The sequence below is a fragment of the Rathayibacter sp. VKM Ac-2760 genome (genome assembly GCF_009834185.1).
Lineage (GTDB): Bacteria > Actinomycetota > Actinomycetes > Actinomycetales > Microbacteriaceae > Rathayibacter.
The window spans coordinates 1,340,094-1,360,468 of sequence record NZ_CP047173.1; the positions used below are offsets into that span (position 1 = coordinate 1,340,094).

Genomic DNA, 20,375 nt, shown 5'->3' on the forward strand with positions numbered 1-20,375 from the left:
GGTCGAGTAGCCGCGCAGCGGCGTATCGAGACCCGCGTCCAACACGACCCTGCCGGTAGCGTGGCGCGGATGCTGCCTTCCGCTACTGCGCGCCTGCACTTCCGCGAGATGACCGAAGCGGACCTCGATCTCCTCGCCGAGCTCCTCGGCGACGCGGCGGTGATGCGGTACTACCCCGCCCCGAAGACGCGCGAGGAGGCGGTCGAGTGGATCGCCTGGAACCGGCGCAACTACGAGCGCGACGGCGTCGGGCTGTGGATCATCGAGACAGCGGGAGGCGACTTCGTGGGGGACTGCGGCCTGACGTGGCAGAGCGTCAACGGCGTTCCCGAGCTCGAGGTCGGCTACCACGTCCGCTCCTCTCTGCACGGTCGCGGCTACGCCACGGAGGCGGCGGCCGCCTGTCTCGAGCTGGCGCGGCGGAACGGCCTCGCGAACCGCCTCGTCGCGATCGTTCATCCCGAGAACACCGCCTCCCGGCGCGTCGCGGAGAAGATCGGCCTCCGCGTCGCCGGCGAGGAGCGCGACGGAGGCCCGCTGATCCGGATCGTCCTCGCGACGCGGCTCGCCGAACTCCGGCCTCCTCACAAGAAAGACTGAGAGCCGAACCGCGGGCGATCGCCGCCCTGTCGGGCGGCTCAGCCTTCGCCGTGCGAGCGGGGGAGGTCCGACGGGTGGATCTCGATCCGCGCCCTGCGGGCGCTACTCGATCAGGATGGTGCGGCTCGGCCGGTGGGGAGGCGGACGCTCAGCCCCTCCTTGCTGGTCGAGCAGCCGCGCAGCGGCGTATCGAGACCCGGTGAACCGGATCGCCCCAGCGATTCGACTTCGCAGACGCCGGAGCTAGAGGTGCTCGGCGAGGGCCGCGATCAGCGCCGCGCGGTCCTCGCGCAGGATCGAGGCGCCGGCGCCCGGCACCGTGCGCACCTCGACGCCGCGGTCGGCGAGCACGCCGCCGAGGGACGCATGGCCCAGCGGGTCCTCCGGCAGCACGGCGAGTGTCGGCACCGGGAACGTGTCGGGAGCGTCGGCCGCGCCGCGCGCCGTCAGCCCGGCTGCGGACTCCGGGTCCCAGAGCGCGTGCGCCGAGACGTCGAGCTCGATCTGCTCGTCGGTCCAGATCGGGTGGCGGTGGCGCAGCTCGTCCGCCTCGCCCTTCTCGACGTGCGCGATCGAGCCGCCGCGGCGCAGCGCCGCCGTGAGGCCCTTCGCGTCCGAGAAGGCGGGGTCGAGCAGGATCAGCCGCTCGACGCCGTACTCCGGGGCGAGCCGCGCGGCGACGACCGCACCGAGCCCGTGCCCGATGACGAGGTCCGGCGTCTGCAGCACCGAGGCGCGCACGTCCTCCGCCCAGCGCTCGACCGAGTACGCGGGCGACTTCGGCGAGCCGCCGTGCCCGGCCAGGTCCGGCGCGACGACGCGGTAGCCGTGCTCCTGCAGCGTCGGCACCAGCGCGTACCAGATGCGGGAGTCGGAGCCGAGCCCGTGCAGCAGCAGCGCGACGCGCTCGCCGGTTCCGCCGTAGTCGCGGACGTGGAGGTCGAGCGGCTCGGCCGGAGCGGCCGCGAGCGCCTTGCGCTGCGAGCGGGTCGGCTCGATCACGAGCGCATTGCCGAAGACCTGCGGCGCCGGCCCGAAGGCGTCGCGCGCGCTCTGCACCACCTTGCGGCCGAGCATCGCATTGCCGACCCCGCCGAGCGCCGCGCCGATCCCGAACGGCATCGCCCGGCCGACCAGCCCCGCGCCCTGCTGCGCCAGGAAGTGCTTCGCGAACGACTTCTTCGCCCGGTCGGCCAGCTCGCCGACGAGGAACGACGGCAGCCCCTTCGTCACCACCGAGCCCCAGTACTGGTTGAGCCCGGAGCCGGACCCGGTCGCCTGCCCGGCGACCTGGCGCACCAGCTCGCTGCCGGAGGAGCCCATCATCAGCGTCAGGACGAGCGCGCGGGCGCGGTCCGGGTCCTCGACGTGGATGCCGTGCACCTCGGTGACGGACTGCGCGAAGAGCGCGCTCGCCTCGAGGAAGCCGATCGCGCCGGCGCCGGAGAGGGCGACGGAGGCGGCGGTGCCGATTCCGGGGACGACCGCGGTCGCCCCGATGGCCGCGCCACCGGCCGCGACGCTGGAGAGGTACTGGCGCTCGAGCGAGGTGATCAGCTGCTCGGGAGTGGCGTTCGGGCGACGACGGCGGAGGGCTCGGATGTTCGCGAGCACCGCGGGCCGCTGGACGGCGAGGACGCGGTCGAGAATCCGGGCGAGCTGCGCGTTGTCGACGACGTCGGTGCCGGTCGTCTCGAGTTCGTCGCGGCCCTTGCGGTCCTTCTTCGAGGACATGTCTGCACTCCTGCGTCGTGGTGTCCCGCCGAGCACCGCGCCGGCGCCGCGGCTCGGACTGCCGGTCACTCCGCGGCGGGCTGCGCTTTCGGCGCGTAGTCCTCAGAATACCGGGCGAGAACCTGATCGATCGGTGCGTCGAGGACCAGGGCGCCCTTGTCCAGGTAGAGCCCGCGCGTGCAGAAGCGGCGCAGGTCCCGCTCGTTGTGCGAGACGAAGAACAGCGTGCGGCCGGCGGCCAGCAGCTCCTCGATCCGGGCGTAGCACTTCTCGCGGAAGGCCTTGTCGCCGACGGCGAGCACCTCGTCGACCAGGATGATCGGCTCCTCGAGCCGCGACACCACCGAGAAGGCGATCCGCACCTTCATCCCGCTGGAGAGGTGCTTGTAGGGGGTGTCGAGGAAGTCGCCGATCTCGGCGAACTCGATGATCGAGACGAAGCGGTCGTCGACCTCGCGCCGGGACATGCCGTGCAGCCCGGCGGTGAGGTAGACGTTCTCGCGGACGCTGAGATCGGCGACGAAGCCGCCGGTGATCTCGATCAGCGGCGCGACCCCGCCGCGGACCTCGACGACACCCTCGTCCGGCAGCACGACGCCGGCGACGAGCTTGAGCAGCGTCGACTTGCCCTGCCCGTTCCGGCCCACGACGCCGATCGCCTCGCCGGCCCGCACCTCGACGTCGAGGCCGCGCAGCGCCCAGAACTCGCCGGGCCGCGACCGGCGCGAGCCGCCGGCGAAGAGGTCCTTGAAGGAGCGGCGGCCGCGCCGGTTGCGGCGGAACCGGATCCCGAGCCCGCGGCAGGCGATGACGACGGGGGCGTCCTGCGCGATCGGCACGGTCACAGCTCCTTCAGCACCGCGCGCTCGGAGCGGCGGAAGACGATCAGTCCGAGCCCCAGCACGAGGAAGGAGATCAGCGCGGAGACGAGGATGAGCCGCAGGTCGAGCTCGCCCGCGAAGAAGGTGGAGCGGTAGAGCGCGAAGATCCCGCTGAGCGGATTGAGCGCGGCCCACGGGCGGATCGCCTCGGGCAGGTTCGCGGTCGAGTAGATGATCGGCGAGGCGTAGAAGAGGAAGCGCAGCACGAGCTTGATCGCCCGCTCCAGGTCGCGGAAGAACACCACGAGCGGAGCGACGAGCAGGCCGACGCCGAGGGTGAGCACGCCCTGCAGCAGGATCGCGACGGGGAAGAGCAGGATCGCCGGCGTCACCGAGGCGCCCGCGATCACCGCGAACAGCACGAGCACCGGCAGGCTCGCCACGAACTCGATCCCCTTCGAAAGCACGATCCGGCCGACCCAGATCGTCCGCGGGATCGACGTGGAGCGCACGAGCTTCGCCTCGCGGAGGAACGCGCGCGTCGCATCCGAGGTCGCCTGGTTGAACCACATCCACGGCAGCAGACCGGCGAGCAGGAAGACGATGTACGGGTCCTCGCCCACCGAGCGCTGGAAGACGACGGTGAAGACGAAGTAGTAGATGCCCGACATCACCAGCGGATCGAGCACCGACCAGACGTAGCCGAGCGCGCTGGTGGCGTAGCGGACGGTGAGATCGCGCTTCGTCAGCAGCCAGAGCGAGTGCCGGTAGCGCCAGGCCCGCGAGCGGTGCGAGCGCACGGCCGTGGCGGCGTCGTCGACGCGGGCGGGACTGCTCACGGCAGACGACTCCTCTCGCACGGCTCGGATCGAGCCGGACCAGTCAGGAGCCTCAGACGAAGAGGTTCGCCCGCTCGAGATCCTCGGCGAAGTCCACCTCGACGGCGTAGAGCTCGGAGATGTCCATCGGCTCGACGAGCAGTCTGTCCTGCTCGATCGCCAACTCTATTCCACGCTCGAAGTAGTCCTGGGCGTCGACCCGGGCCAGCTGGCGGATGAGCGCCGGCTTGTCGGCGGCCGAGACGTAGTTGATGCCGACGGCCTCGCCGAGTCCGCCCTTGACCGTCTTGGACAGCTGGTCGATGTAGCCCTCGGCGCTCGTCGTGTACTTGACCTCCTCGTCGGACACCTTCGCGGTGTTGACGGTGACGAAGGAGACGTCCTTCGCGATGAGGTCAGCGGTGCGGTCGAGGATGCGCGGGTCGAAGACGACGTCGCCGTTCATCCACAGCACGCCGCCCTGGCCGGAGGCCTGCAGGGCGCGGAGGAGGCTCTTGGAGGTGTTGGTCTGGTCGTACTGCTCGTTGTAGACGAACGTCGCCGAGGGGAACGCCTCGATGATGTGCTCGAGCTTGTAGCCGACGACGATGCTCACCGGGACGGCGGTGCCGAAGGCGTGGTGGATGTTGTCGAACTGCTGGCCCATGATCGTGCGGCCGTCGCTCAGCGGGGTGAGCGGCTTCGGGAGGGAGCGGCCGAGCCGGCTGCCCATGCCCGCGGCGAGGATCACGACGGACGCGGGCGTCCCGGTCGGGGTCGCGCCGGCGGCGGTGCCGCGCTGGAAGGGCGTGCTCGTCATGTGTTCTCCTCGAATCAACCGCCGGTCAGCGTCCGTTCACCGATGTGTCGCGACCTGATCGCTCTCTGGGTCAGCCCTTAGTGTACAGTGCGCGACTTCGAAGGCCAGGGGTCCGTCACGGCCGTGTCGCCGACCCCGAGCGGGCGCTGTCGCCGGGCGCTGTCGCCGGGCGCCCGGCGCGCCCCGTCGGCGTCCGGAGCGAGTTGGTACCGTAGCCGGATGACGTCCGCGACGAACGCCGAGGAAACCGAGCGCGACGACGCTCCGCCCGCCGAGTCGCCGGCTCCCGCCGCGGTCGAGGCGGATCTCGAGCACCCCGTCGTGTTCGAGCTGCACGCCGTGACCCGAACCTTCGGCCGCACCGTCGCCGCCGATCGCATCGACCTCGCCGTCCGAGCCGGCACCTTCTACGGGATCATCGGGCCCAACGGCGCGGGCAAGACCACGACGCTCTCGATGATGACCGGGCTGCTCCGCCCCGACACCGGCCGCGTCCTCGTGCACGGCGTCGACGTCTGGAAGGACCCGCGGGCCGCCAAGCCGCTGATCGGCGTCCTGCCCGACCGCCTCCGCCTGTTCGACCGGCTGACCGGCGCGCAGTTCCTCGCCTACTCCGCCGCGCTGCGCGGGATCGACCGCCCGACGGCGCGCGCGCGCACCCTCGAGCTCGCCGAGGCGCTCGGCCTGACCGACGCGCTCGAGCGGCTCATCTCCGACTACTCCGCCGGCATGGCGAAGAAGGTCGCGCTGGCCGGCGCGATGATCCACGCGCCGCGGGTGCTCGTCCTCGACGAGCCGTTCGAGTCCGTCGACCCGGTGTCCTCGGCCGCCGTGATCACCGTGCTGCGCCGCTTCGTCGCCGGCGGCGGCACGGTGGTGCTCTCCAGCCACGGCCTCGACTTCATCGAGCGGGTCTGCGACGACGTGGCGGTGATCGTGGGCGGGCGCGTGCTCGCCGCGGGCTCCGTCGAGGAGGTCGCCGGCACGGCCACGCTCGAGGAGCGCTTCCTCGAGCTCGCGGGCGGCAAGCAGATCGCCGAGGGGCTGCAGTGGTTGCACGACTTCTCCGGCTGAGGCTCGACGTCCTGCTCGGCGCGTTCCGCTCCGGCGCGCGGCACACCGGCGGGGCCCTGCTCGGGCTGCTGGTCGTCGTCGTCACGACCGCGGGGCTGCTCGCCGGTCTCTCGACGCTCGAGCCGGGCTCCGGGCTCGCGGCCGACGCGGTGATCGCCGGGGGAGCGGTGCTGACCCTCGGCTTCCTGGTGCTGCCGTTCCTGCTCGGGCCGAAGGATCCGATGGATCCGCGCGCGTTCCGGCTGTTCGGCATCCCGAGCGGTCGCCTCGCGGCGGCCCTCGCCCTGGCCGGCCTGGTCTCGGCGCCGGTGCTCGCCCTCGTCGTGCTGGGCGGCGCGCTGATCCCGATCTTCCCCGCGGCCGGGCTCCTGGCGGTGCTCGGCCCGCTCCTCGGCGTCCTCACCACCGCGCTGCTCGCGCGGATCGGACTCGCCGCCTCCTCCGCGCTGGTCGCCTCGCGCACCGCTCGTGAGCTGCTCGCCGTGCTCGGCCTGGTCCTCCTCCTCACCGTGCCGGTCGTCCTCCTGCTCGTCACCGGTCTCGACTGGGGCGGCGAGGGCGCGGGCGCGCTCGAGCGCCTGGCCGCCGCCCTGGCGCCGACGCCGTTCGGCGCCGCCTGGGCCGTCGCCCCGGGGGCCGCGGCGGGGGAGGCGGCCGGTCCACTGCTGACGGCCCTGCTCACCCTGGCCGCGGCCGGCGCGCTCTGGTGGCTGATGGTGCGCACCCTGACCGGTCGCCCGGAGCGCACCTCCCGTCCGCCGCGCGGGCTCCGCCTCGGCTGGTTCGACGTCCTCGGCGGCAGCCGGACGGGGGTGATCGCCGCGCGGACCATGACCTACTGGCTCCGCGACCCGCGCTACCAGGCCTCCCTCGTCGCCGTCCCGCTGCTGCCGATCGTGGCCGTCGTGCTGCTCGCCCTGGTGGGGGTGCCGTTCCCGCTGCTCTCGCTGCTGCCGGTGCCGCTCATCGCGCTGTTCCTCGGCTGGTTCCTGCACAACGACGTCGCCTACGACGGCTCGGCGTTCTGGCTGCACGCCGCCGCGGGAGTCCGCGGCTGGTCGGACCGGCTCGGCCGCGCGTTCCCGACCCTCCTGCTCGGCCTGCCGGTCGTCGTGCTCGGCTCGCTGGTGACCAGCGCGACCTCGGGGCTCGACGACGCGCTGCCTGTCCTGCTCGCGGTGAACGCCGCCCTGCTGCTCGTGCCGGCGGGAGTGGCGAGCACGCTCTCCGCCCGGCTCGCCTACCCGGCGCCGCGGCCCGGCGACAGCGCGTTCGTGCAGCCGCAGGCGCCGGGCGCGAGCGGCGCCGGAGCCCAGGCGCTCGCGTTCGGGCTGGGCCTGCTGCTGGCCGCGCCGTCCGTGGTGCTGGCGGTGCAGGCGCTCTTCTTCGGCGGTGACCGCGACCAGGCGATCCTCGTGGGCGCCGGCAGCGCCGTGGTCGTCTTCGCCCTCGGCGTGCTGCTCGGCGGCGTCCTCTTCGATCGCCGGGCCGCCGAGCTGGTGTCGTTCACCAGCCGCTACTGAACCGGCCGCCCACGGGTCCGTCGCCGTGCTCCGCGCGTAGGATCGGAGTCATGACGTCCCGATTCGAGAACAGCAGCACCGACCCTCTCGAGGGAGGCGGAGGAACCGCCACCCTCGACCGCGAGCTCGAGGAGATCCTCAACCAGGAGACCATCGAGCCGGGCGATCACGAGCGCTTCTCCCACTACGTCCCGAAGGACAAGATCCTCGAGAGCGCGATGACCGGCAAGCCCGTCCGCGCTCTCTGCGGCAAGAAGTGGCTGCCGGGCCGCGACCCGGAGAAGTTCCCGGTCTGCCCGTCCTGCAAGGAGATCTACGCCCGGATGAAGTAGGCGTGCGCGCCGCTCAGGCGTAGCGCGTCGGGATGACCGGGTCGCCCCGGCCCAGGCGCAGCGCGTCCTGCGGCAGCTCGTCGACGGCGTTCGCCCGGTGCTCGCGCGCCGCGGCGACGCCCGCGCTGCCGAGGTGCTCCGCGAGGATGCGGCCGTCGTCGACGAGCGGCACCAGCAGCGCCCGCTCGTCCTCGCCGACCGCGCCCTCGGGCCCGGCGCCGACGTGCACGACCTCCTCGACGGCGACACCGTCCTCGGTCAGCCGCCGACCGGCCGCCTTGCGCCCGCCGATCGACGCCTTGGCCGCCGACTTCTTCGCCACCGACACCCACTCGCCCGCGTCGTCCTCGTGCGCGACCAGCTTGTAGACCATCCCCGCCGTCGGGTGCCCGGAGCCGGTGGCCACCGAGGTGCCGACGCCGTAGGAGTCGACGGGCGAGGCGGCCAGCGCGGCGATCCCGTACTCGTCCAGGTCGTTCGTCACGGTGATCCGCGTCCCGGTGGCGCCGAGGGCGTCGAGCTGCGCGCGCACCGCCGCGACCTGCTGCGGGAGGTCGCCCGAGTCGATCCGCACCGCGCCGAGCGACGTGCCCGCCACCCGGACCGCGAGGTCGACGGCGGCCGTCACGTCGTAGGTGTCGACGAGCAGCGTCGTGCCGGAGCCGAGGGCCGCGACCTGGGCGCGGAACGCCTCCTCCTCGGAGTCGTGCAGCAGCGTGAACGCGTGCGCCGAGGTGCCCATGGTCGGCACGCCCCAGCTGCGCCCCGCCTCGAGGTTGGAGGTGGCGCCGAAGCCCGCGATGTGGGCGGCGCGCGCGGCCGCGACGGCCGAGCGCTCGCCCGCTCGCCGCGAGCCCATCTCGGCCAGCGGGCGGCCGTCGGCGGCCGAGACCATCCGCGCGGCGGCGCTCGCGACGGCGCTGTCGTGGTTCAGGACGCTGAGCACCAGCGTCTCGAGCAGCACGCCCTCGGCGAAGGGCGCCTCGACGATCAGCACGGGCGATCCGGGGAGGTACACCTCGCCCTCGCGGTAGCCCCAGATGTCGCCGCCGAAGCGGTAGTCGGCCAGCCAGTCGAGCGTGCGGGCGTCGACCACCCTGTTCTCGCGCAGCCAGCCGAGCTCGGCGTCCCCGAAGCGGAAGCGCGAGATCAGCTCGAGGAGGCGGCCGGTGCCGGCGAGCACCCCGTAGCGGCGGCCGGGCGGGAGGCTCCGCGCGAACACCTCGAACATGCAGCGCCGGTCGGCGGTGCCGCTGCCGAGTGCGCCCTCCACCATGGTGAGCTCGTAGCGGTCGGTGAGGAAGGACGTCGAATCCATCTGCCCAGTGTTCCATGCGCCGGGGCCGTTCCCGGGGCGCGGGTAGGCTGTTCCCCCGTGACGGACGCACCCCTCGGCATCTTCGACTCCGGCGTCGGCGGGCTCACCGTCGCCCGCGCGGTCATCGATCAGCTGCAGAACGAGTCGATCGTCTACCTCGGCGACACCGCCCACTCGCCCTACGGTCCGAAGCCCCTCGCCGACGTCCGCGCCTACGCGCTGGACACCCTCGACACGCTGGTCGACCAGGGCGCGAAGCTGCTCGTGATCGCCTGCAACACCGCCTCCGCCGCCATGATGCGCGACGCGCGCGAGCGCTACACGATCGGCCGCGGCATCCCCGTGATCGAGGTCATCCAGCCGGCCGTCCGCAGCGCCGTCCGCGACACCCGCAACCGCCGGGTCGGCGTCATCGGCACCGTCGGCACCATCCGCTCGCGCGCCTACGACGACGCCTTCGTCGCCGCGCCGGACCTCGAGCTGGTCACTGTCGCCTGCCCGCGCTTCGTCGAGTTCGTCGAGGCCGGCATCACCTGGAGCGACGAGCTGCTGGCGCTCGCCGAGGAGTACCTCGCGCCGCTCAAGCGGGCCGGCGTCGACACCCTCGTGCTCGGCTGCACCCACTACCCGCTGCTGCGCGGCGCCATCGCCTACGTGATGGGCCCCGACGTCCGGCTGGTCTCGAGCGCCGAGGAGACCGCGCTCGACGTCTACCGGACGCTCGTCGCGCACGGGCTGCAGCGCACCGCGTCCGCCCCGCCGACCTACCGCTGGGAGGAGACCGGCTCGAGCGACTTCGTCCGCCTCGCCCGGCGCTTCCTCGGCCCCGAGGTCTCCAGCGTCGACCTCGTCGAGACCGGCACGATCAACCTGCGCGAGCTCGACCGGGCCGCGCGATCCACGACTCCAGGGAGACCCGAGTGACCGACAGCACCGCCGCCCAGCCGACGACAGCGCAGCCGACCGTCCAGCGCAAGGACGGCCGTGCGCCCGACGAGCTGCGCGCCATCACGATCGAGCGCGGCTGGAGCACCCAGGCCGAGGGCTCGGCGCTGATCTCGTACGGGAACACGAAGGTGCTCTGCACCGCCTCCTTCACCAACGGCGTCCCCCGCTGGCTGCAGGGCAAGGGCAAGGGCTGGGTCACCGCCGAGTACGCGATGCTGCCCCGCGCCACCAACTCCCGGATGGACCGCGAGGCCGTCAAGGGCAAGGTCGGCGGCCGCACCCACGAGATCTCCCGCCTGATCGGCCGGAGCCTGCGCGCCGTCGTCGACACCAAGGCGCTCGGCGAGAACACGATCGTGATCGACTGCGACGTGCTGCAGGCCGACGGCGGCACCCGCACCGCGGCGATCACCGGCGCCTACGTCGCGATGGTGGACGCGATCGAGTGGGCCCGCGGCAAGAAGTACGTCGGCCAGAAGGCGCAGCCGCTGATCGACAGCCTGTCGGCCGTCTCCGTCGGCATCATCGACGGCGTCCCGATGCTCGACCTCGCCTACGTCGAGGACGTCCGGGCCGAGACCGACATGAACGTCGTCGTCACCGGCCGCGGCCTCTTCGTCGAGGTCCAGGGCACCGCCGAGGGCGCGCCGTTCGACCGTCGCGAGCTCGACGCGCTGCTCGACCTCGCGGTCGGCGGTGCCGCGGACCTCGCCCGCATCCAGGCCGAGGCGCTCGCCGCAGGGCAGGGCGCGTGAGCCTGGATCTCGTCCTCGCCACGCACAACGCGGGGAAGGTCGAGGAGTTCCGGGCGATGCTCGCCGGCGCGCTGCCGGGCGTCGGCGTGCGCGCCTACGACGGGCCGGAGCCGGTCGAGGACGGCGTCTCCTTCCGCGAGAACGCGCTGATCAAGGCGCGTGCTGCGGCCGCGCACACGGGGCTGGTCGCCCTCGCCGACGACTCCGGCATCCGCGTGGACGTGCTCGGCGGCTCGCCCGGCATCTTCTCGGCCCGCTGGTCCGGCCGGCCGCACGACGCCGTCGCGAACTACGAGCTGCTGCTCGCCCAGCTGGCCGATGTGAAGCCCGAGCACCGCGGCGCGCACTTCGTCTGCACGATCGCGCTGGTCGTCCCCGAGTCGGTCCTGCCCGGCGGCCGGGAGATCGTCGTCGAGGGCCGCTGGGACGGCGCCATCGCGCTCGCCCCGCGCGGCACCAACGGCCACGGCTACGACCCGGTCTTCGTCCCCTCCGGCTCGGCCCTGTCGGCCGCCGAGATCGCCCCGGCGGAGAAGAACGCCCGCAGCCACCGAGCCCGGGCCTTCACCGCCCTCCGCACCGAGCTGACCCCCCTGGCGACCACCCTCTCCTGATCGGGGGCGCAGCCCCCCGACCGCGAGATGCCACTTGTGAGCGCGACACGCCGTGGCGTGCGCGCACAAGTGGCATCTCGCGGAGGGGTCGGCGCGTGGGGAGGGTCAGTGCTTGCGGTGCTCGTCGTCGACGGCGGAGGGGTCGAGGACGAGCGCGCTCGCCTCGGCCGCGTCGGTGTCCGTGTCGTTCGCGCGCTTCGCCTTGCGGCGCTGCTGGAAGAAGTGGATCGCGGTGGGGATGATCGCGAGGAGGACGGCGCCGATCAGGATGACGTCGATGTAGTGCGAGACGAAGTCGGCGACGGGCGGGATGAAGGCGAGCAGCCAGCCGATCAGCGTGACGCCGCTGCCCCAGATCAGCGCACCGATCGCGTTGTAGAGGCTGTACTTGCGGTAGTTCATGTGCGCGACGCCGGCGGCGATGGGCGCGAAGGTGCGGACGATCGGCACGAATCGCGCGAGGATCACGGCGAGGCCGCCGAAGCGCTCGAAGAAGGCGTTGGTGCGCTTGACGTTCTCGACGCTGAAGAGGCCGGACTCCTTGCGCTCGAAGATGCGCGGACCGGCCTTGTGCCCGATCAGGTAGCCGACCTCACCGCCGAGGAACGCCGAGAAGCCGATCGCGAGGCAGATCAGCCAGATCGGGACGCCCAGCCCGCCGTTCGACGCGTTCTCGTGCGCGAGCAGCCCCGTGATGATCAGCAGGGTGTCACCGGGGAAGAGGAAGCCGATCAGCAGACCGGTCTCGGCGAAGACGATGAGGCACACGACCAGCACGCCCCACGGACCGAACGAGGTGAGGATCGTCTCGGGATCCAGCCAGGGGATCAGCGCGGCGTGGTTCAACGGTTCTCCAGTCGATCAGTGCCGAGTCGATCCGTGCCGTTCGGCCTGGTCGGCGCCGCACCCGATCCACGGTCTGCGGCGGCTCGACCGCGCTCACTGTACCGGCGAAACCGGGAAGACGACCCGGGCGGCCCCCGAAGGTGGCGCGCTGCGCCTGCTCGTCCGGATCGCCCTCGTCCGGAAGGCGCCCGTCCGAACATCGCCCATCGTGCGGAAGGTGGGACTCGAACCCACATGCCTCTCGGCACAGGAACCTAAATCCTGCGTGTCTGCCATTCCACCACTCCCGCGTGCGCGCTCCAGTGTAGGAGGGAGGACCCGCGGCTCAGCCGCGCGGCCGCCGGTGCGGGAGGTAGCGCGGGATCCAGCGCGAGAGCGCTGCGGCTCCGGCCAGCCCGAGCACGCCCATCGCCCCGGCGGCGAACGGCAGCGAGACCGCCGCGGTCAGCGCCGACACGACGATCGGCGCGGAGGCGTTGCCCGCGTCGCCGGTGAAGCGGAACGCGCCGAGGAACGGCGCCGGGTCGGCCGGTGGCGCGAGATCCGCGCCGATCGTCATCAGGATGCCCGAGCCGATCCCGTTCGCGACCGCGAGGACGCAGGCCACCGCGACGAACCACGGCACCGGATCCGCGGCGAGGAGCGTCGCGACGAGCAGCAGGTGCCCGACGCCGAGGCCGATCATCGACGGGATCGCGGTGGCGCCGCGGCCGAAGCGGTCCATCACCTGTCCGCCGGCGTAGAAGAGCGCGAAGTCGAGCGCCCCGGCGATGCCGATGATGATCGCGGTGTCGGTCTCGGCGAGGCCGAGGCTCACCGCCCAGAGCGGCAGGATCAGCGTCCGGCTCGCGCGCAGCGCCCCGATCACGGCCGCGCCGCTGCCCATCCGCGCGAGCACTCCGCGGTGCGAGCGGAGGGTCGCGACCAGGCCGGGGGAGGAGTCCTGCACGGCGGCCTTCTCGACGGCGGCGTCGAGCGCCGGATCGGCGGCAGCGGTCGCGGCCGCGGCGCGGCGCAGCACCGTGGCGGGGTCGGGCACGAGCAGCAGCACCACCACCGCGGCGACGCAGCAGACGATGTGCACCCAGAAGATCGACTCGACCGAGCCGCTGAGGTGCACGACTCCCGCCGCGAGGAACGGTCCGATCAGCCAGCCCGCGCGGAACACACCGGCGAGGGAGGAGAGCGCCCGCGCCCGGTGGCTCAGGGGGACGAACGAGGTCATGAAGGCGTGCCGCGCGAGCGCGAAGACCGCCGTCGCGAGGCCGATCAGGAACACGCCGACGGTCAGCGTGACCCAGGAGGTCGAGACGAGGCAGATCACCAGTCCGAGGATCGAGGCCCCCGAGGCGCCGAGCATCGCGCCGCGCTCGCCGATCCGCGAGACGATCCAGCCGCTCGGGACGTCGCCGGCGAGCTCGCCGATCATGATCATCCCCGCGACGAGTCCGGCGATCGCGAGCGTCGCGCCGAGGTCGCCGGCGACCGCGGGCAGCAGCGGGATGATCGCGCCCTCGCCGACCGAGAACAGCAGCGTCGGCAGGAAGGTGGAGAGCAGGAGCGGCCCGACGGGGAAGGGACGCTCGGCGGTGCTGCTCACTGGCCCCATCCTAAGCGCCCACTGCCCGGTGCCTCTCGGGCGGGCGGCCCGCGGCGACCCGGGACCGCCCCCGGTAGTCTGGGGTCACCATGCTGGACAACGACTTCACCGAGCAGATCACTGCTCTCCGCTCCACCTTCTCCGACATCCTCGCCGTCATCGACGTCGACGGCCTCCGCGCGAAGATCGAGGAGCTGAACGAGCAGGCGGGCGTCCCCGACCTCTGGGACGACACCGAGAACGCGCAGAAGGTGACGAGCGCGCTCAGCCACCGCCAGTCGGAGCTCGCGCGGATCACCGCGATCGAGCGCCGCCTCGACGACCTCGAGGTCCTGGTCGAGATGGCCAACGAGGCCGACGACGCCGAGTCCGAGCAGGAGGCGATCGCCGAGCTCGAGGCGCTGCAGAAGACGATGGGCGACCTCGAGGTGCAGACCCTGCTCGACGGCGAGTACGACGACCGCCCCGCGGTCATCACCATCCGCGCGGGAGCCGGTGGCGTCGACGCGTCCGACTTCGCCGAGATGCTGATGCGGATGTACCTCCGCTGGGCGGAGAAGCACAAGTACCCCGCGACCGTGATGGACGCCAGCTATGCGGAGGAGGCCGGCATCAAGTCGGCCACCTTCCAGATCGACGCCCCCTACGCCTTCGGCACGCTCTCGGTCGAGGCCGGCACCCACCGCCTCGTCCGGATGAGCCCGTTCGGCGCCGCGGGCAAGCGACAGACCTCCTTCGCCGCGGTCGAGGTCATCCCGCTGATGGAGGAGGCCGGGGCGATCGAGATCCCGGACAACGACATCCGCGTCGACGTGTTCCGCTCCTCCGGCCCCGGCGGCCAGTCGGTCAACACGACGGACTCCGCGGTCCGCCTGACCCACCTCCCCACCGGCACCGTCGTCTCGATGCAGAACGAGAAGAGCCAGATCCAGAACCGCGCCGCCGCTATGCGCGTGCTGCAGTCGCGCCTGCTGCTGCTGCAGAAGGAGCAGGAGGCCGCGACCAAGAAGGAGCTGGCGGGGAACATCACCGCGAGCTGGGGCGACCAGATGCGCAGCTACGTCCTCGCGCCGTACCAGATGGTCAAGGACCTCCGCACCGACCACGAGGTCGGCAACCCCTCGCACGTCTTCGACGGCGACCTCGACGGCTTCATCGCCGCCGGCATCCGCTGGCGCAAGTCCGCCTGACCCGCCGCGCCGCGCCACGATCGCCGGACTCCTGACCCGGCCCGGACCCGCGATCCGATCGGTTCTACCCTGAGAAGGTCTCATCTCGAGACTGGCTCACGAAAGGTGGAACCATGTCCAAGACCTCCCTGGTGCTGACCGCGGTGTGCGCCGGCGCCGCCCTCGCCGTCGCTGCCGCGTCCCCTGCGCAGGCGCAGGATCTGAGTGCCGGTCCGGCGCTGTCTCCGGAGTCGTCGCTCTCCGATGCCCTCGGCGAGGACGACTCGCTGCCGCTCGGAGAGACTCCCGCCGATCCTCTCGTCACCGGTGCGGCGAGTGCCGTCGTGCGTCTCCAGGTCGACGGTGCGGCGCTCTTCGACGGTGGTCCGGCAGCCGTCCTCGTGGCGGAGGAGGCCGACGCCTCCGAGCAGGCCGAGGTGGTCCTCGAGGACGAGACGGCGTCGGTCGTCCTCGACGGCGATGTCGCGCTCCCGGCCGACCCCGCGCTCTTCCTCGTCGACGGCGGTGCCGCCGCTCCGGCCCCCGTCGCGGCCGACGTCCCGCTCGGCTAGCCGCCGGAGAGGGCCCGTCCCGTCGGACTCCCCGCCGCCGCGCTCGTGCGCCGACCGTTCGGCGCGCCGAGCGGTCGGACGGGCCACTCTCCGGAATCGTCGCTTACCCTCGTACCGACATGATTCGCTTCGACAACGTCTCCAAGCAGTATCGGGGTGGCACGAGACCCGCCCTCAACGCCATCGATCTCGAGATCCTCCGGGGCGAGTTCGTCTTCCTCGTCGGCGCCTCCGGGTCCGGCAAGTCCAGCTGCCTCCGCCTGATCCTCAAGGAGGAGCGGCCCTCCTCCGGGGCGATCCACGTGCTGGGGCAGAACCTCGGCAAGATCTCCAGCCGCAAGGTCCCCTACTTCCGCCGCAACATGGGCGTGGTCTTCCAGGACTTCCGGCTCCTCCCGAACAAGTCGGTCTTCGACAACGTCGCCTTCAGCCTCCAGGTGATCGGCAAGTCGAAGGGCTACATCCAGGAGGCGGTCCCCGACACGCTCAAGATGGTGGGCCTCGCCGGCAAGGCCGCGCGCCTGCCGCATGAGCTCAGCGGCGGCGAGCAGCAGCGCGTGGCGATCGCCCGCGCCGTCGTCAACAAGCCGGCCGTCCTCCTCGCCGACGAGCCGACGGGAAACCTCGACCCGACGACCAGCGCCGGGATCATGGCGCTGCTCGAGCGGATCAACGCCGGCGGCACGACCGTGATCATGGCCACCCACGAGGCCGGCATCGTCGACCAGATGAAGCGCCGCGTCATCGAGCTCTCGGCGGGCAGCATCGTCCGCGACGAGAGCCAGGGCGGCTACGGCCAGACCGAGAGCATCACCGTGGTGCACGACGGCGTCGTCGTGGTCGCGGCGGACGACCACCCCACCACCACGTCGTCGATCGCCGTCCCGGTGCTGACCGAGAGCGCCCTCGCGCCCGCCGAGGTGCCGGAGCAGGACCTCCGCCGCGCCCCGGAGCCCGCCGCCGCCGCTGCCGAGTCGCCCGAGCACGGTGCCGCGTTCGCGCGACCGCGCCTCCCGCAGACGGCACCGCAGCCGCGCATCCCGGAGGGCCGCCGTTCGGCCGCCGCTCCCGAGACGCACGTCGCTCCGGCGCGCCCGACGACCCAGTCGAACCCCGTCGTCCCCGCGGCGCCCGAGCCCGAGGCGCCCGCCTCGCCGCGCGTGGTGGAGCTGCAGAGCCAGACCGGTCCGATCTACCTCCCCGCCGACACCGGTGCGCTCCCCGAGGAGTCGCTCGCGGCCCGCCTCGGGCTGCGCGCCCACGCGGGCGAGGGCGACGAGACCGGGGACGACCAGCAGGATGTAGGACCCGTCAAGTGAGATTCGCACTGATCTGGTCGGAGGTCTCGAGCGGCCTCCGGCGCAACGTCTCCATGGTCGTCTCGGTGATCCTGGTGACCTTCATCTCGCTCACCTTCGTCGGCACCGCGATCCTGCTGCAGATGCAGATCGGCCAGATGAAGAACTTCTGGTACGACAAGGCCCAGGTCGCGGTGTACATGTGCACCGCCACCTCCGGCGGCTCGAACTGCAGCGGCTCGGACGCGACGCAGGAGCAGATCGACACGGTCGAATCCCAGCTCGCGGGCGCGACGCTCGCGCCGTACATCGACCGCTCCTACTTCGAGGACCACGACCAGGCCTACGCGAACTTCCAGGAGCAGTTCGCCGGGAACCCGGTCGCCGAGTACGTCACGCCCGACCTGCTCAACCAGACCTTCTGGATCAACCTCAAGGACCCGACCCAGTCCGACGTGCTCGTCGAGAGCCTGTCGAGTGTCTCCGGGGTCGAGAGCGTGACCGATCAGAAGCAGTACCTCGACCAGATCTTCTCGATCCTCAACGCGGCGAGCTACACCGCCATCGGCATCGCGGTGCTGATGCTGGTGGCGGCGGTGCTGCTGATCGCCACGACGATCCGATTGTCGGCGTTCTCGAGGAGACGGGAGCTGGGCATCATGCGGCTCGTGGGCGCCTCGAACCGGTTCATCCAGACCCCCTTCATCCTGGAGGGCGTGTTCGCGGCGCTGCTCGGCTCGATCCTCGCGGGGGTCGCGGTCGTGGCGATCGTCGTGTTCTTCGTGCAGGGCTTCCTGGCGTACCGGATCCCGCTGACCTCGTTCGTCGGCGTCGACGACGCCCTCATAGTCGTGCCGATCCTGATCGTGGTGGGGATCGTCCTGGCCGCGATCTCGGCCAACGTGGCGATCGCGCGGTACCTGCGGGTCTAGACCGCCCGGCGTTCTCGGCCGCGTGCGGCCGTATACTGATGGGCTGCCCCGATCGGGGTGGCCCATCATCGCTCTCGGACCGAAGGAGCCGTCGTGCCCAGGGAACAGGGACAGAAGGTCGTCGCGACCAACCGCAAGGCGCGCCACGACTACCTCATCGAGGACACCTACGAGGCGGGACTCGTGCTCTCGGGCACCGAGGTCAAGTCGCTCCGGAACGGCCGCGCCTCGCTCGTCGACGGCTACGCCTTCGTCGACGGCGGTGAGGCCTGGCTCGACGCCGTGCACATCAACGAGTGGGCCCAGGGCACCTGGACCAACCACCCGCCCCGGCGCAAGCGCAAGCTGCTGCTGCACAAGGCGCAGATCCTCAAGATCCACAACAAGGTGAAGGAGGGCGGGTACACGCTGATCCCGCTCTCGCTCTACTTCAGCGACGGCAAGGCCAAGGTCGAGCTCGCGGTCGCGAAGGGCAAGAAGGACTACGACAAGCGCCAGGTGCTCCGCGAGCGCCAGGACCGCCGCGAGGCCGACCGCGCCATGTCCACCCGCCGCCGCATGGGCGAGTAGGCGGCCCGCGCCGATGTCCCGCAAGCGGGGGAGGCGCGCACTCCGTTCCTGAGAGACTGGAGGACGTGACCTCTCCCGACAACGCCCCCGACGCGCCGCCCACAGCCGCCGAGGAGCGGACGCGCTGGCGGGCGTTCGCGGTCGCGGTCTCCGTCGCCGCCTTCACGATCCTCGACCTGTCCAAGGTCAACGTCGGGCTGCCCTCGATCGAGAAGTCGCTCTCGGCCGACCCGAGCCAGCTGCAGCTGATCGTCGCCGGCTACGCGCTCGCGTTCGGGCTCTCGCTCGTGCCCTCGGGTCGACTCGGCGATCTCAAGTCGCGGCGCCTGCTCTTCTTGGTCGGCCTGACCGCGTTCACCCTCGCCAGCCTGCTCTGCGCCGTCGCACCGACGATCGAGCTGCTCGTCGTCGCGCGGTTCCTCCAGGGCATCGCCGCGGGCATCCAGATGCCGCAGGTGCTCGGCCTGGTGCAGCAGCTCTTCACCGGGGCGGCGCGGGCCCGCGCCTTCGGCGTCTTCGGCGCCGTGATCGGCCTGTCCACCGCGTTCGGCCCGACGCTCGGAGGACTGCTGATCGCGATCGGCGGCGAGCAGGACGGCTGGCGCCTGCTGTTCTGGATGAACATCCCGCTCGGCATCGCCGCGCTCGTCCTTGCCTGGCGGCTGCTCCCGCGCGTGCAGCGCACGCCGACCGGGGACTCCTCGCTCGACCCGGTCGGCCTGCTCCTGCTGGGCGTGACGATCTTCGCGTTCATGCTCCCCTTCCTGCTGACCACCGGTGCCTCGACGGACTCGCCGTTCCGCTGGTTCTGGCTGCTGCTGGCGGTCGTCGCGGCCTGCGCCTTCGTGAAGTGGGAGGCGCACTACGCCGCGAAGGGCCGCACACCCGTCATCGATTTCCGGATCTTCCGCACCAGCTCGTACCGCAACGGCATCCTCGTCGCGACCTCGTACTTCGCGGCGATCCCGGCGACGTTCCTGCTGACGACGCTCTTCCTTCAGCAGGGTCTCGGCCTCGCACCGGTCTTCGCGGGCATGGTCAGCATCCCGTTCGCGCTGACCTCCGCGGTGACCGCCTGGTACGGCGGCAAGCTCGTGCAGCGCTACGGGCGCGCGCTCGTCGTGCTGGGCATCCTGCTGGTGGTGGCCGGCTTCACCCTCGTGCTGCTGGCTGCGGAGCTGCTGCCGGCCGAGACGGCCGCCTACGGGATGGGCGCGGCGATGCTCGTGGCCGGAGCGGGCGGCGGCTTCGTCGTCTCGCCGAACCAGACGCTCACGCTCGCCGAGATCCCGCCGGAGCAGGGCGGAGTCGCGGGCTCGGTCGGCCAGCTGGGGCAGCGCCTCGGCACGGCTGTCGGCACGGCGTGCGCCTCGGCGGTGTTCTTCGCCACGCTCGCCAGCGAGGCGGGGATGGCCGAGGGGCTCGACCAGTACCACGACGCCTTCCGCAACGGCTACTTCGTCACCCTCGGGCTGATCGCGCTGGCGCTCGTGCTCGGACTGCTGGATCTGCGCCGTCGTCGGGTCACTGCCCGCGCGACGAGGTAGACTCTTCTCTCGTAACTCCACAGTGTGCGACGACGACCCACTCCACCGGCCCAGTGTCGACCAAGGCTCAGTGCCGGCGAGTGCTCGCGGGGATGATCGGTTTCGACATTGCCTGCGAAACTGCGAGAAGCGGGTCGAGGATTCAGGGTTATCTCGTTAACGATCTCTGAAAAACACAGGTGCCGAACAGAAGCGCACCGACTTCGCTCTCGCTGCCTAAGCCAGAGTAGATAGTCCGTCAGCCCGTGGGTGCGTCCTCGCCCCGGATCCTGGCGTCATCTAGAGGACTTGCTGCGTCGTTACGCCTGAGGGCGACGCGGGACTTGCACTCGGGCTGGGCCCGTCGACCGATGCGCCAGTGGTAACGGTCGGGGCCGAGCAGAACGCTCTCACTGGCTACACCCGTAGAAGGCGCAGAATCACAGCGATGGACGGGGGTTCGATTCCCCCCATCTCCACCACCGGTCGTCGTCGCACACCTGGA

20 protein-coding genes, 1 tRNA gene and 1 other RNA gene are annotated in these 20,375 nt (G+C 71.8%); 14 read left to right on the forward strand and 8 right to left on the reverse strand.

The features are described from left to right. Positions 1–69 precede the first annotated feature (69 nt). A complete protein-coding gene (locus tag GSU72_RS05945; RefSeq protein ID WP_159984216.1) occupies positions 70–600 on the forward strand; it encodes a GNAT family N-acetyltransferase in 531 nt (176 codons plus the stop codon). 243 nt (positions 601–843) lie between these two features. Here the strand turns inward: GSU72_RS05945 and GSU72_RS05950 are convergent, their stop codons facing one another. The 4 genes from GSU72_RS05950 to GSU72_RS05965 all read right to left on the reverse strand — a co-directional run bounded on the left by GSU72_RS05950 (position 844) and on the right by GSU72_RS05965 (position 4,724). Beyond that, positions 844–2,334 carry an alpha/beta hydrolase gene (locus tag GSU72_RS05950; RefSeq protein WP_159984217.1) on the reverse strand — a complete coding sequence of 497 codons (1,491 nt, stop codon included), beginning with the start codon at positions 2,332–2,334 and terminating at the stop codon, positions 844–846. Positions 2,335–2,399: 65 nt separating this feature from the next. After that, positions 2,400–3,179, reverse strand: coding sequence for an ABC transporter ATP-binding protein (locus tag GSU72_RS05955; RefSeq protein ID WP_244256002.1), 780 nt, complete (start codon positions 3,177–3,179; stop codon positions 2,400–2,402). Beyond that, on the reverse strand, positions 3,176–3,994 hold the full coding sequence (locus GSU72_RS05960) for an ABC transporter permease (protein ID WP_244256003.1): 819 nt from the start codon (positions 3,992–3,994) through the stop codon (positions 3,176–3,178). The genes GSU72_RS05955 and GSU72_RS05960 overlap by 4 nt, the downstream gene beginning before the upstream one ends. A 52-nt stretch (positions 3,995–4,046) precedes the next feature. Continuing rightward, complete coding sequence (locus GSU72_RS05965; protein WP_279631743.1) at positions 4,047–4,724, reverse strand: NTP transferase domain-containing protein; 678 nt, start codon at positions 4,722–4,724, stop codon at positions 4,047–4,049. 288 nt (positions 4,725–5,012) lie between these two features. On the opposite strand from GSU72_RS05965, the gene GSU72_RS05970 reads away from it, so the two are divergent. The 3 genes from GSU72_RS05970 to GSU72_RS05980 are packed head-to-tail and all read left to right on the forward strand — an operon-like array spanning position 5,013 to position 7,722. Further along, entirely contained in the window at positions 5,013–5,867 is an 855-nt protein-coding gene (locus GSU72_RS05970; protein WP_159984219.1) for an ABC transporter ATP-binding protein, read from the forward strand. Beyond that, on the forward strand, positions 5,843–7,390 hold the full coding sequence (locus GSU72_RS05975; protein ID WP_159984220.1) for an ABC transporter permease: 1,548 nt from the start codon (positions 5,843–5,845) through the stop codon (positions 7,388–7,390). The genes GSU72_RS05970 and GSU72_RS05975 overlap by 25 nt, the downstream gene beginning before the upstream one ends. A 50-nt stretch (positions 7,391–7,440) precedes the next feature. Further along, positions 7,441–7,722 (forward strand): DUF3039 domain-containing protein, encoded by a 282-nt coding sequence (locus tag GSU72_RS05980; protein WP_159984221.1) that lies wholly within the window; start codon positions 7,441–7,443, stop codon positions 7,720–7,722. 13 nt (positions 7,723–7,735) lie between these two features. Here the strand turns inward: GSU72_RS05980 and GSU72_RS05985 are convergent, their stop codons facing one another. Further along, positions 7,736–9,040, reverse strand: coding sequence for a nicotinate phosphoribosyltransferase (locus tag GSU72_RS05985; RefSeq protein WP_159984222.1), 1,305 nt, complete (start codon positions 9,038–9,040; stop codon positions 7,736–7,738). A gap of 57 nt (positions 9,041–9,097) precedes the next feature. Between GSU72_RS05985 and murI the strand changes: the two genes are divergently transcribed. From murI to GSU72_RS06000, 3 genes are read left to right on the forward strand one after another with little or no spacing between them, the layout of a single operon-like run. Further along, positions 9,098–9,964 (forward strand): glutamate racemase, encoded by an 867-nt coding sequence (gene murI / locus GSU72_RS05990; RefSeq protein WP_159984223.1) that lies wholly within the window; start codon positions 9,098–9,100, stop codon positions 9,962–9,964. Beyond that, positions 9,961–10,743, forward strand: coding sequence for a ribonuclease PH (rph, locus tag GSU72_RS05995; protein ID WP_159984224.1), 783 nt, complete (start codon positions 9,961–9,963; stop codon positions 10,741–10,743). Before murI ends, rph begins: the two co-directional genes overlap by 4 nt. Further along, complete coding sequence (locus tag GSU72_RS06000; protein ID WP_159984225.1) at positions 10,740–11,357, forward strand: non-canonical purine NTP pyrophosphatase; 618 nt, start codon at positions 10,740–10,742, stop codon at positions 11,355–11,357. Before rph ends, GSU72_RS06000 begins: the two co-directional genes overlap by 4 nt. A gap of 105 nt (positions 11,358–11,462) precedes the next feature. On the opposite strand, the gene GSU72_RS06005 is transcribed toward GSU72_RS06000, so the two are convergent. The 3 genes from GSU72_RS06005 to GSU72_RS06015 all read right to left on the reverse strand — a co-directional run bounded on the left by GSU72_RS06005 (position 11,463) and on the right by GSU72_RS06015 (position 13,803). Then, entirely contained in the window at positions 11,463–12,203 is a 741-nt protein-coding gene (locus GSU72_RS06005) for a VTT domain-containing protein (protein WP_159984226.1), read from the reverse strand. A gap of 209 nt (positions 12,204–12,412) precedes the next feature. Then, positions 12,413–12,493, reverse strand: a tRNA-Leu gene (locus tag GSU72_RS06010). A gap of 35 nt (positions 12,494–12,528) precedes the next feature. Further along, positions 12,529–13,803 (reverse strand): MFS transporter, encoded by a 1,275-nt coding sequence (locus GSU72_RS06015; protein WP_244256004.1) that lies wholly within the window; start codon positions 13,801–13,803, stop codon positions 12,529–12,531. An 89-nt stretch (positions 13,804–13,892) separates the two neighbouring features. Here GSU72_RS06015 and prfB point away from each other — a divergent pair, with 89 nt between their 5' ends. From prfB to ssrA, 7 genes are all read left to right on the forward strand, one after another. After that, positions 13,893–14,993: a peptide chain release factor 2 gene (gene prfB, locus GSU72_RS06020; protein ID WP_159984228.1), complete on the forward strand. Its 1,101-nt coding sequence runs from the start codon at positions 13,893–13,895 to the stop codon at positions 14,991–14,993. 113 nt (positions 14,994–15,106) lie between these two features. Continuing rightward, entirely contained in the window at positions 15,107–15,544 is a 438-nt protein-coding gene (locus tag GSU72_RS06025) for a hypothetical protein (RefSeq protein WP_159984229.1), read from the forward strand. A gap of 119 nt (positions 15,545–15,663) precedes the next feature. Beyond that, complete coding sequence (gene ftsE / locus GSU72_RS06030; RefSeq protein WP_159984230.1) at positions 15,664–16,863, forward strand: cell division ATP-binding protein FtsE; 1,200 nt, start codon at positions 15,664–15,666, stop codon at positions 16,861–16,863. Beyond that, on the forward strand, positions 16,860–17,774 hold the full coding sequence (ftsX, locus tag GSU72_RS06035; RefSeq protein WP_159984231.1) for a permease-like cell division protein FtsX: 915 nt from the start codon (positions 16,860–16,862) through the stop codon (positions 17,772–17,774). The genes ftsE and ftsX overlap by 4 nt, the downstream gene beginning before the upstream one ends. A gap of 93 nt (positions 17,775–17,867) precedes the next feature. Beyond that, entirely contained in the window at positions 17,868–18,344 is a 477-nt protein-coding gene (gene smpB / locus GSU72_RS06040; RefSeq protein ID WP_123447996.1) for an SsrA-binding protein SmpB, read from the forward strand. Positions 18,345–18,409: 65 nt separating this feature from the next. Continuing rightward, positions 18,410–19,891, forward strand: coding sequence for an MFS transporter (locus GSU72_RS06045; protein ID WP_159984232.1), 1,482 nt, complete (start codon positions 18,410–18,412; stop codon positions 19,889–19,891). 88 nt (positions 19,892–19,979) lie between these two features. Beyond that, positions 19,980–20,352, forward strand: a transfer-messenger RNA (tmRNA) gene (ssrA, locus tag GSU72_RS06050). The last annotated feature ends 23 nt before the right edge of the window (positions 20,353–20,375 follow it).

What these genes read in the sequence shown, in the direction of transcription:
- GSU72_RS05945 (WP_159984216.1), top strand. Translation starts at nt 70, where the DNA reads ATGCTGCCTTCCGCTACTGCGCGCCTGCACTTCCGCGAGATGACCGAA.
- GSU72_RS05950 (WP_159984217.1), bottom strand. Translation starts at nt 2,334, where the DNA reads ATGTCCTCGAAGAAGGACCGCAAGGGCCGCGACGAACTCGAGACGACC.
- GSU72_RS05970 (WP_159984219.1), top strand. Translation starts at nt 5,013, where the DNA reads ATGACGTCCGCGACGAACGCCGAGGAAACCGAGCGCGACGACGCTCCG.
- GSU72_RS05980 (WP_159984221.1), top strand. Translation starts at nt 7,441, where the DNA reads ATGACGTCCCGATTCGAGAACAGCAGCACCGACCCTCTCGAGGGAGGC.
- GSU72_RS05985 (WP_159984222.1), bottom strand. Translation starts at nt 9,040, where the DNA reads ATGGATTCGACGTCCTTCCTCACCGACCGCTACGAGCTCACCATGGTG.
- prfB (WP_159984228.1), top strand. Translation starts at nt 13,893, where the DNA reads ATGCTGGACAACGACTTCACCGAGCAGATCACTGCTCTCCGCTCCACC.
- GSU72_RS06025 (WP_159984229.1), top strand. Translation starts at nt 15,107, where the DNA reads ATGTCCAAGACCTCCCTGGTGCTGACCGCGGTGTGCGCCGGCGCCGCC.
- ftsE (WP_159984230.1), top strand. Translation starts at nt 15,664, where the DNA reads ATGATTCGCTTCGACAACGTCTCCAAGCAGTATCGGGGTGGCACGAGA.